Raw genomic sequence first — 11215 nt, forward strand, 5'->3', positions numbered from 1 at the left:
TATTATATTAATATAATATTAGTAAATAATTTGCATGAGGTGATTTGTATGAAAAAAAAATTAGGCCTTACAAGTAAAATTTTCATAGGAATATTATTAGGGGCAATCCTAGGATTAATATTAAAAGGTATGCCAGATAGTACATTCAAAAATACAATCTTATTAAATGGAATATTAAAAGTTATGGGAAGCGGATTTATAACTGCTATAAAAATGCTTGTAGTTCCACTAGTATTTGTTTCTTTAGTGTGCGGTTCATCTTCTATGGGTGATGTCAAAAAACTTGGTAGAATTGGTATTAAGACTTTATGTTTTTATCTAATCACTACTGCAGTTGCAATAACATTAGCTCTTGGAATTGGTAAATTAATAAATCCAGGTATAGGACTTGATATGTCAAGTTTAATAACTCAAAAACCTACTATAGGCGAAAGCAAATCTTTAGTTGACATAGTACTTGGAATGATTCCAGCAAATCCTATTCAGTCTTTAGCAAGTGGTGAGATGCTACAAATAATAGTATTCTCTTTATTACTTGGTATAGCTATTAGTATGGTTGGTAAAAAAGCAGAACCAATTAAAAATTTATTTGAGTCTGCTAATGAAATATGTATGAAAATGGTTAGTATAATAATGTTATTAGCTCCATACGGTGTATTTGCTTTAATAACAAATACATTTGCTACAACTGGATTTGATGCTATATTCTCATTACTTAAGTATATGTTTGCTGTTTCTTTAACTTTAGTTTTACAAGCATTTGTAGTTTATGCAAGTATGGTTAAGTTATCTACTGGCCTTAAACTAAAGCCATTCTTTAAGAAATTTGCGAGTGTAGCTGCTGTAACATTCTCTACAGCTTCAAGTAATGCTGCTCTTCCTTTAACTATTGAAAGTATGGAAGAAATAGGTGTTGATAACTCAGTAGCTTCATTTACACTTCCGCTAGGAGCTACTATTAATATGGATGGTACTGCTATAATGCAAGGTGTAGCTTGTATATTTATATCGCAATTATATGGTATAGATTTAGGCATTAATGCATTACTTACAATAATTTTGACTGCTACATTAGCTTCTGTTGGAACTGCTGGGGTGCCTGGAGTTGGTATGATAACTTTATCTATGGTATTAACTTCTGTTGGTCTTCCATTAGAAGGTATAGGATTAATAATGGGTGTTGATAGATTATTGGATATGGCTAGAACTACAGTTAATGTAATGGGTGACTGCGCTTGTACTTTAGTTGTAAGTAATAGTGAGGGTGAATTCAATAAAGATATGTATTACGGTAAAGATTGTAATAACTTAAATAAGCTAAGTGAGAGTGAATTAAATAAAGATATGCATCAGGATGAAGATTGTAACAACTTAAATGAGCTAGTAGATTAAATATATTTCCTACTAATTCTATCTATAATAATAGCTGTATATAAAATTAGCTTGCTAATTTTATATACAGCTTTATTTATTATAACTTTAATGAAGCACCTTCCCAGTCTTTTATAAAGTTTTCTATTCCTTTATCAGTTAAAGGATGCTTAATCATTTGATTTATAACTTTAAGTGGTACTGTAGCTATATCAGCACCCATTCTAGCAGCTTGTGCTACATGTATTGGATTTCTTACACTTGCAACTATTATTTGTGTTTCTATAGCATTTACACTAAATATATCTGCTATTTCTTCTATTAACTCTAATCCATTTTGTCCTATATCATCAAGTCTACCTACAAATGGACTTACATATGTAGCTCCTGCTCTAGCAGCTAAAAGAGCTTGCCCTGAAGAGAATATTAAAGTTACATTAGTTTTTATACCTTTTTTAGATAATATCTTAGTAGCTTTTAATCCTTCTGCTGTCATCGGTAGCTTTATAACTATATTTTTATGTATTTGTGATAATTTATCAGCTTCTTTTACCATTCCTTCATGGTCTAAACTTATTACTTCTGCACTTATTGGTCCATCTACTATTTCCGTAATTTCTTTAACTACTTCTATAAAATCTCTTCCTTCTTTAGCTATTAAAGATGGATTTGTAGTTACTCCACATATAACTCCTAAATCATTAGCTTCTTTTATTTCTTCTATATTTGCTGTGTCTATAAAAAATCTCATTTTATAAACCCTCCTAAATGTAATTATTATTTTATGTAATTATTGTATTTATAAATGTTTAACAATTATTATTATTTACTTTTAGTTATTAAATATGCTAATAATCGTACATTATAAAATATAACAACTTAGATTATTACTATATCACATTATTTTGTTCTTTTCATGTTAATTTATTATTTAACCTTTTTGTTTATTTATATAAATACTATTTTATGTAAATAAACTTATTTCTTTAGATTATATATATTTTTTATATTTTTAATACAAACGTTTAATACTATCTAAATTTTATAACTCTATTTTCTATTGAATCAAGTATAGCCAATGACTCTAGCTTAACTCCTTTACTTTCTAAAAGTTCTCTTCCTTCTTGGAATCCTTTTTCTATTACTATCCCAACTCCTACTAAATTTGCATTAGCTTGGTCTACTAAATCTTTAAGACCTAATGCTGCTCTTCCATTAGCTAAAAAATCATCTAAAACTAATATGTTCTCACCTTCATTTAAGTATCTTTTGGATACCTTAACGCTATATTCTTTAGCCTTTGTAAAAGAATATACTTTAGTTTCATATACGTCTTTATCTAGGTTTTTAGATTCTACTTTTTTGGCAAAAACTACTGGTATATTTCCAAAGTGTTGTGACGCTATTGATGCTATTGCTATTCCCGATGCTTCTATTGTAAGTATTTTATCTATCTTTTCATTAGCAAATCTATCTTTAAATTCTTTTCCTATTTCATTTAAAAATGCTATATCTAGTTGGTGATTTAAAAAATTATCTACTTTTAATATATCGCTACCTAGCACACGTCCTTCACTTAATATTTTATCTTGTAATAATTTCATCTCTATTCCTCCAAATTTTATATGTATACATCAAAAACTCCTTTCTATTTCTAGACAGGAGTTTATAAATCAAAATAAAAGTATATACTTAAAAAAGACACTACTATCCATCAAATATACCTTTTAAACTCCTGTAGTCAAACAATTTACGGTAGCTTGGTAGATACATTTGATCCATATCATCAAAAATATACAGGTAAATATATTAATTTGTCTTTAAATTATATTCAGCATCTATCGGAATAAGTATCTTAACTTTTTTCTTTTTATTCCATGAATTATAATCTTGTAATAAATATCCATTTATTTCTTTATATACTGGTCTTAATTGTACATATACACCTAAGTTCCCTTTAACATTTATATCTTCTTTTTTATTTATTACTACTTGTTTTCTCCATCCACTTCCGTACACTTGGCTTATTGCATCTTCTTCATCTTTGTTAAGTTCTATGCTCACTTTAGGTTCATATGACTTTTTTATGTTAATAGTCATTTTTGTATCTTTATCTAAACTGATATTTTCTCCTAGTTTTTCATATTCTCCTTTTACTATTTTACTACTTGTTTCTTCAAATTTTAAATCATAGTATGGTAGAGCATGTATTTCATGTATACTAAACCCAATTATAATTATCATAGTACATATTAATGTCATAAATTTCTTTAGATATTCTTTCATTACACTTACTCCTTATCCTTTAATATATATTTAGGATGTGTAATAAACTCTTAAATATAACCTTACGTTGTATAATTCATTTAATTTTTAATCATATTATTTGCTATTCTAAATTTAATTTATTTTCTAGTATATAGCTAGTTCCTATAAATAAACATACTAATATAACCAACTGTAAAGCTATATTGGCAAATAAACCATTATTAGAAGTCGTCTGCAAAACTCCATCTATATTAATCATCTCTACGCTTGTATTTATATACATAGCCAATTTATTTTGGATAGTTGATATAATTGAATTTATAACGAAAAAACTTACAAGTGAAGCAGCTATTCTGTGTTTATTAAATATAGGTAATTGACCTAAAGATAGTGATGTATATATAGTAAATATGAATGTAGAATACCCACATAGTATTAATATTAACATGCTTAAAAACACAGACCAAATATTATAATCCCTCATAGCTTGAGTTAAAGTATTGAAAACTTCAAGAATTTTTATATCTCCATTACTAGATATAAAGGCAACTAACATAAATACTAACATTGCTACTAATCCACTTAAAATTGTCCATATCACTGACACTATATATTTAGATAATACAAGCATTTTAGGACTTACTGGTAGTGTAAACATCAAATAACCTTCATCTTCTAATAAGTTTTTCTTAAACCTTTGTACTATGACAACAATATTAATTACAAGTAATGCAATAAACAAACCCACTAATAACATAGTTGATAATCCTTGTATCTTAAACATCTCTGCACTTAAAGAAAATCCATTTACAATAGATACTAGTAGTATAGCTATATAAAGTGGTATAAAAGTTCTCGCTGTAGATTTTAATTCATATTTTAATAATTTACCTAACATTTGAATTCCTCCCTAAATAATGCATCTATAGATTTTCCTTTTTCTTGCCTTATTTCGTCTACATCTCCCTGTAATACGATATTACCTTTTGATATAAATATCACTTCATCACATATATTTTCTATTTCACTTATCAAATGTGTAGCAATTAATAATGTGCTATCCTCTGAGTAATTCTTTATAATAGTCTTTAGTATATATGTCCTAGCAGCTGGATCCACTCCACCAATAGGCTCATCTAATATGTATAAATTAGTTTTTCTGCACATAACTAATATCAACTGTACCTTTTCTTTGGTTCCTTTAGACATAGTTTTAAGTTTTTCATTTATATTTATATCTAAACTCTTTATCATTTCTTTAGCTTTTTCAAGGTCAAAATCCTCATAAAAATCATCGAAAAATCCAAGTATATCAATTACCTTCATCCAATCATTAAGATATGTTCTTTCTGGAAGATATGATATCATATTCTTGGTTTCTACACATGGATTTAATCCATTTATTAAAACTTCACCGCTATTTGGATTAAGTAATCCATTTATAAGCTTAATCATAGTACTTTTTCCACTTCCATTTGGTCCTAATAGCCCTACTATCTTGCCCTTAGGTATATCTAAATTCATATTTGTTATAATTTCTTTTTTTCCATAGCTTTTAGATAAATTTTTAATCTCCACTATATTACTCATTGTCTCACCTCTTCTAAACTTTTTATAATTACTTCTACTAATTCATCTTTTTCATAGCCTAATTTTACTAAAATTTCACTTAATGACTTAATTTCTATATTTGCTACTTCTTCTCTCATTGATTTTATTTTTTCTTCATCATCAGTTACAAATCTTCCACTAGTCCTTTGGCTATATACTAGGTTTTTTCTTTCAAGTTCAACCAATGCCTTTTGCATGGTATTGGGATTTACACCTGCTTCTTCTGCCATATCTCTTACCGAACTAAGTTTAGACCCAGCAGGTAGTTCTCCTGATATTATTTTAAATTTGAGTATATCTAGCAATTGAAGATATATAGGTTTATTATTATCAAATTCCCATGTCATTTTAACATCTCCTTATTGTATTAATCACTTAATACAATAGTATATCTTCTCTATTCTGATGTCAAGCAATAAAAAAATTATTACTCCTAATACTATAATAATTAGAAGTAATAATTCTTATTTTTTCTATTTAGCAGTATATCCAGCTTTTAATAGTATTTGAACTGCAACTTCTCCTTTAGTTTCATTTACTAAAACGATAGGTCCAGTGCATCCCATTCCACTTTCTGCATATACTCCATTTTTCCATAATTCTTTAACTGCATCTTCTAAATCCATTATATCTATACCAGATATTTGAGTTGTAACTACTTCTTTTTCTGGCATTTTAACTTCTTCACTAACTTTAACTTCTTTTTTAGTTACATTAGCTATAGTATCGTCAAACTTAGCACTTTTAGCCTTTATAAACTCATTTCTTGAAACTTCACTTACATTACCCTTTGCTACATCATAAGCATATTTTAAAGCATTTGCAACAACTGGAGTTCCCGATGCTCTTGATAATATAAGTATTTTTCTATTGTAGTCTTGACCTACTCCAGGTCCATACCCATATCCACTAGATTCATAGTCACCACCTGTTGTAAATGAAGAAAACATCTTCATAAATATGTTTCCACTTAAAGTATCACTAACCATTACGTCTGGTGCGCCTGCTAATAAGTCATTACCTCTCATTACACATCCACCATCTGCTCTTATAGAATCAGCAAATTCTATATCATATCCATTATCTTTTAATTCCTTTAAACATTTTTCAACTTGTCTAGCACCATCAACGTTAAGTATACCAACCTTAGGATTTCTTATTCCTATACTCTTAGCAGTTGCAACTCCATATATAGCATTTCTAACCATAGCTTCTATTCTATTAGTTGCACTAGTTCCTGTTGTTGTTGCTAATATCATTTCTTTTCCTTTTCCTGGTGTTATTACTCTACCAACTGTAGATACTCCTATTGGAAAATTATAATGCATAGTTACGGCCGCATCTATGTAACCGTTATCTAATAATTCTTCCATTTTTTCATGCATTTCTTTTTCACAGTTTACTTCCACAACCTCAAGGTCAGTATCTACCTTAGGTCCAATTAAAACTATATCAAATAAATTAGAATTTGCTAAATGTGCTCCATTTACCAAATTATCTACTCCATGTTCACTTCCAAGTGTAGTTAATCCTATTTTTATTTTTTTTCCAAATTCTCCGCTTTCTATTGCATCAGCGACTTCTAGGAGAGTTTGTGCTATTATCTTTTTAGCCATATTAAATTCCCCCTATTCTTCTATCATATCTAATGCTAGTTTTCTTAGAGACTCAGCCATTATTTTCTTTATTTCTTCCTTAGATACACCATTAGTTTCTTCACTAACTCCATTATTTCTTTCTACTATAAATGATACCCCGTCAAATAAGTTAGTCATTCTTCCTAAGAATAAACTTCCTTTTCCAACTATCATGGCCCTATTTTTATCTCCAGTTGTTAAGTCATCTATTGCAAATCCTACATATGGAACTCCTGATGGTATGTGCCCTTGAGTTGGAGCCCATCCAGGAAGTCCTTTATTAGCCACAAAATCTTTTAGATCTTTCTTTTCCATATCTCCACGCTTAACAGCTAATGCACCTATCATCTTATAGTTAGCTTCTGGTACATCTCCTGCTCCTGCTGGTTTTGTTATATCTGGATTTTGCATTTCAACAGAGAATACATCTACATCTGTTATTTTTAAATTTGCTCTATCAAGTCCTGAAGTTATAAGAGCTGTCATAACTGCTTGAGGAGAAGAACCTGTCCCAACATTATGCTTCCCTACTAAATCAGTTCTAATTATTGGGTTTACTCCATCATTTTCCGATACAAGTACAGCAAATCCTCCTACTACATCTTCTAAAACTGGAAGACCTTTTTTAATATGGTCTTTAGCATTCATTCCAAGTTTTGCACTAGCTCCACCTGCTACTACTACTACATTTTTATATATTCCTGATTTTACAAGTGCAGCAGCTTGAATTAATGCATGAGTTGGAGCTGCACAGAATCCTCTAGTATCTGAACCTGTTGCATTATTGAAACCTGCTATTTCTGCTATAGCTTTAGCAAAGTTTCCTCCACCTCTTTGATTTATATCTCCACATGCTTCTTCTGAACATTCTATAACATAATCTATATCATTTGAATTTATTTTACTACTTCTTAATAAATGAATAGCAGATATTACTCCAGATGCCTTAACTACTAAATTTTCAAACATTGTATGTGCATTTAAGTTAACATCTACATCATGAGCTGTTTTTATATATCCAACAAATTTTCCTTCATGATATAATCCCTCTGCAACATGATTATTAACTAATTCTACACCTTCTTGTATATTATCTCCTTTTAGCTTGCCTATAAATGGAGCAAGTTCAGGATAGTTATTTTCAATTTTAGGTTTTACTACATTTACAAGCTCTTCACTTAATTTTACTAAATCAAACGCATCACACATTTGCATTAAAGCTATAAACTCATCTTGAGGCATTATCTCCCCTAATTTTCCAAGTCTATTTCCTTCGGTATTCTCATTACACCAAGGCATAGATAAGTTCTTTAATTCTTCTGGTCTATTATTTCCTATGTATACTTGATTTGGCATGTAGTTAACTACATCATCATAACTTCTTATATGATTATTTATTTCCTTTAAAAAATCTGAATCTGGATTAGTAGCTCTTTCAACATTACAAGTACTTCCATTTTGTACTATCATATCTGGTGTATGAATAAGTACATAACTTGCACCTTTTAAAACTGGATAAGACATAACGCACCCCCAATAAATTTTATATGAATTTTTAACATACATATCCAACACCATAATACTTAAAGAGGTGCTGGTGGTAATTTTTTTATATATTTTCACAAATAGATGGACTAAACAGCCCATCTATTTATAAAATGTATTTAGTTTAAATCTATTTTAATTAAATTATTTAGTTAATTAAAACTATATAATTTATGCCATAGATTTAGACTTTAATATTGATGTATCTGGATTTTCAAATACTGTTTGCTCTTCTACTTCTGTAGTTAAAGCAACTAGTGCTTTTTCTACTAAACCTCTTCTTAATACTTTTTCTTCATTAGCATCAAGAGCTGGATTTCCAAGTGGATGAGGTATTGCTATAGTTGGAACTATTCTGTTAGCTCCAACTGTTAATGATATAGGCACTACTGTACACATATGAACTACAGGTACTCCAGTAACGCTTTCTATTTCTTTTACCATCGTTGCACCGCAACGAGTACAAGTACCTCATGTAGATGTTAAGATAACAGCATCTACATTTGCTTCTTTTAACTTATTTCCTATTTCATTAGCGTAAGCTTTTGCACTTGCAACAGCTGTTCCGTTACCAGTAGTTGTATAGAACATTTCATGTAACTGCCCTATAACTCCTTCTTTTACCATATCTCTTAATACATCTACAGGTAAAACTCTATCTGAATCTAAGTTAGCATATACTGGATCATATCCACCATGTGCAGTTTCATGAGTTTGTTCAGTTAAATTTTCAAATCCTTCTAATGAATATTCTCCATACTTAGATGCAGAAGAAGATTCTATTCTATCAGGATTTCCTTTTGGAACAATCCCACCTGAAGTAACTAATGCTATTTTTGCATTTGATAAGTCTTTTAAAGCAGGGCTTGGTTCAACTCTATCAAATACTGGCATTGGATATTCAGTAACAAATTCTTCACCTTTAATTTTCTTAAGTAACATATCAACGGCTCTTCTTGAACCTCTTTCTTCATGGAAGAAGTTAACTCTAAGACCTCTTTGAATGTACCCTTCTTCAGCTGGAGAACCTATTTTTTCTCCTTTAGCTAGTTTTTGTGCAAACTTAGCCATCTTAGGAAGAGCTTTTCTCATACCCGCTGCTGAATCTGATGTTTCTATTATATAAACATCTTTTTTAAACATATCTGCACCTGGGTTTTCTATGTACATTCCAGTAAAGCATGGTATATTTAAATTTTCTTTTACCACTTTAGTTATAGCTCCTGCTGCAACTCCGTATCTACCAGCATTAAAAGCAGGACCTGCTATGAAAAATTGTGGATTAAATCCTTTTATCATTTCTAATACTTCATTACTTGCACTTTCTAAGTTTTCATTGAAGTAAGTATCCCCACATACTACTGTAGCAACTATTTCCATGTCATCTCCTAATAACTTGTTTAGTTGCATACTTATTGGAGGTAACGTTTCAGCCACATGTGGCTTAGTATCAGCTTTTTCTTCTCCACCAATTCCAGCAAAGAACTGATTTATATAATGAACTACTCTTAGTTTTTCCATACATTTCACCCCTTTTGTGTTTAATTAAGCATTAAACTTACAGAATTGCTCTCTTATACTAGACATTTCGTCTACTATTTCATCAACTTCCAATACCATTTCCATCATACTTATTTGTTCATCATATACAGAATCATCAAATTCTTGCTTCATTTCTTCTTCAACAACATGATAAACTCTAAGACCTAATTCAACTCCAGCAAGTGGTCCAGCGAATGTTGGATCCCCAGCAGTTACTGTTTCAGCTGCAAGACCTGCAGCTTCAGCTTCAGATGCACCTAGTAAAACCACAAGATTTTCTGCTCCGTGTTTTTCACAAGCTTCTTTAACTCTCTTTTGGTTTTCTAAGTCCATAGCCCCTGCAGCCGTTCAGACAAAACATTCAGTTGAAGAAAATATTACTTCTGCTCCTTCTACTGTTTTAACACATTCTTCTATAGCAGGTCCTGGTATACCATCACGGTCACCTATTATAAGGACCTTTTTATTAGCAAGTACGCTCATAATTATCCCCCTTTTCATTACTCTTCAATTTATTTTTAAAATTATCATACTCTAACATTTATTTATAATTAATAAGTAGTTGCAGATAATCTTCCAAATCCTGTTTCATTTGTAGCACCAGTTATAACTTGTATCTCTGCTTCTATGCTTCCATCTTCTCTTAAGCTTCCAGCAAATCCTCCTGCTATAACATCTACTACTTCTACATGACCTATAACTTTATCCATCTTAGGAAGTACTACTACTTCATTTGCATTTCCACCTGTAACAACAGCATTAGCTCTAACATCAGCATCTGCAAGTGATTGAGAACCACCATCACGTCCTGCATATTCATCTGTTACTATAACTGTTTTTATATCTTCCATTTCTATCTTTTTACAGTTCATTATAAGGTCAGTATCTGGGTTTCCAAATCCTTCTTGAGAAATTATAACTGCATCTAATCCTAAGTACTTACATAACTTAGCAGTCCAGTTAGAAGATCTTTCTTTATCTGCCAGGTATACGTTTTCATTAGTTGCAATTACTCCTACAAAGTTTATATCTTTACCATGTTGCTCACATAAATCTTCTACTACAGAATTGTTTACATGAACATAAGAAGGGTTTTTATCACATGCAGAAACACAGTTACCACTTACTATAGCTCCATCCATAAGTTCTGTTGGGTAAAGTAATGTTGGTACTATTTGTTTTGCATCCACACCATATACATATGTATCATGAAGTAAACCTTGAGTTTGAAGCATATATAC

12 protein-coding genes and 1 riboswitch are annotated in these 11215 nt (G+C 30.3%); of the genes, 1 reads left to right on the top strand and 11 read right to left on the bottom strand.

The window, feature by feature from the left end:
- Positions 1-48 precede the first annotated feature (48 nt).
- Positions 49-1392: a dicarboxylate/amino acid:cation symporter gene (locus tag VLM92_RS06315; protein ID WP_325275498.1), complete on the top strand. Its 1344-nt coding sequence runs from the start codon at positions 49-51 to the stop codon at positions 1390-1392.
- Between the two features lie 79 nt (positions 1393-1471).
- Here the strand turns inward: VLM92_RS06315 and fsa are convergent, their stop codons facing one another.
- The 11 genes from fsa to VLM92_RS06370 form a co-directional block, all read right to left on the bottom strand.
- Entirely contained in the window at positions 1472-2122 is a 651-nt protein-coding gene (fsa, locus tag VLM92_RS06320; RefSeq protein WP_325275499.1) for a fructose-6-phosphate aldolase, read from the bottom strand.
- A gap of 280 nt (positions 2123-2402) precedes the next feature.
- On the bottom strand, positions 2403-2975 hold the full coding sequence (locus VLM92_RS06325; protein ID WP_325275500.1) for a xanthine phosphoribosyltransferase: 573 nt from the start codon (positions 2973-2975) through the stop codon (positions 2403-2405).
- A gap of 114 nt (positions 2976-3089) precedes the next feature.
- Positions 3090-3191, bottom strand: a riboswitch (purine riboswitch).
- Positions 3181-3657, bottom strand: coding sequence for a hypothetical protein (locus tag VLM92_RS06330; protein WP_325275501.1), 477 nt, complete (start codon positions 3655-3657; stop codon positions 3181-3183). It overlaps the preceding riboswitch by 11 nt.
- A 103-nt stretch (positions 3658-3760) precedes the next feature.
- Complete coding sequence (locus VLM92_RS06335) at positions 3761-4537, bottom strand: ABC transporter permease (RefSeq protein ID WP_325275502.1); 777 nt, start codon at positions 4535-4537, stop codon at positions 3761-3763.
- On the bottom strand, positions 4531-5229 hold the full coding sequence (locus VLM92_RS06340) for an ABC transporter ATP-binding protein (protein WP_325275503.1): 699 nt from the start codon (positions 5227-5229) through the stop codon (positions 4531-4533). Before VLM92_RS06340 ends, VLM92_RS06335 begins: the two co-directional genes overlap by 7 nt.
- Complete coding sequence (locus tag VLM92_RS06345; RefSeq protein ID WP_325275504.1) at positions 5226-5597, bottom strand: GntR family transcriptional regulator; 372 nt, start codon at positions 5595-5597, stop codon at positions 5226-5228. Before VLM92_RS06345 ends, VLM92_RS06340 begins: the two co-directional genes overlap by 4 nt.
- Positions 5598-5723: 126 nt before the next feature.
- Positions 5724-6866 carry a glycine/sarcosine/betaine reductase complex component C subunit alpha gene (gene grdD / locus VLM92_RS06350; RefSeq protein ID WP_325275505.1) on the bottom strand — a complete coding sequence of 381 codons (1143 nt, stop codon included), beginning with the start codon at positions 6864-6866 and terminating at the stop codon, positions 5724-5726.
- A 12-nt stretch (positions 6867-6878) separates the two neighbouring features.
- Positions 6879-8411 carry a glycine/sarcosine/betaine reductase complex component C subunit beta gene (gene grdC / locus VLM92_RS06355; protein WP_325275506.1) on the bottom strand — a complete coding sequence of 511 codons (1533 nt, stop codon included), beginning with the start codon at positions 8409-8411 and terminating at the stop codon, positions 6879-6881.
- Positions 8412-8603: 192 nt separating this feature from the next.
- Positions 8604-9953 carry a glycine reductase complex selenoprotein B gene (gene grdB / locus VLM92_RS06360; RefSeq protein WP_325275507.1) on the bottom strand — a complete coding sequence of 450 codons (1350 nt, stop codon included), beginning with the start codon at positions 9951-9953 and terminating at the stop codon, positions 8604-8606.
- 24 nt (positions 9954-9977) lie between these two features.
- Positions 9978-10457 (bottom strand): glycine/sarcosine/betaine reductase complex selenoprotein A, encoded by a 480-nt coding sequence (gene grdA / locus VLM92_RS06365; RefSeq protein WP_325275508.1) that lies wholly within the window; start codon positions 10455-10457, stop codon positions 9978-9980.
- A gap of 68 nt (positions 10458-10525) precedes the next feature.
- On the bottom strand, positions 10526-11215 hold a 690-nt coding region (locus tag VLM92_RS06370), incomplete at its 5' end, for a glycine/sarcosine/betaine reductase component B subunit (protein WP_325275509.1).

Source organism: Romboutsia sp., from assembly GCF_035470145.1.
Classification (GTDB): Bacteria; Bacillota; Clostridia; order Peptostreptococcales; family Peptostreptococcaceae; genus Romboutsia_D.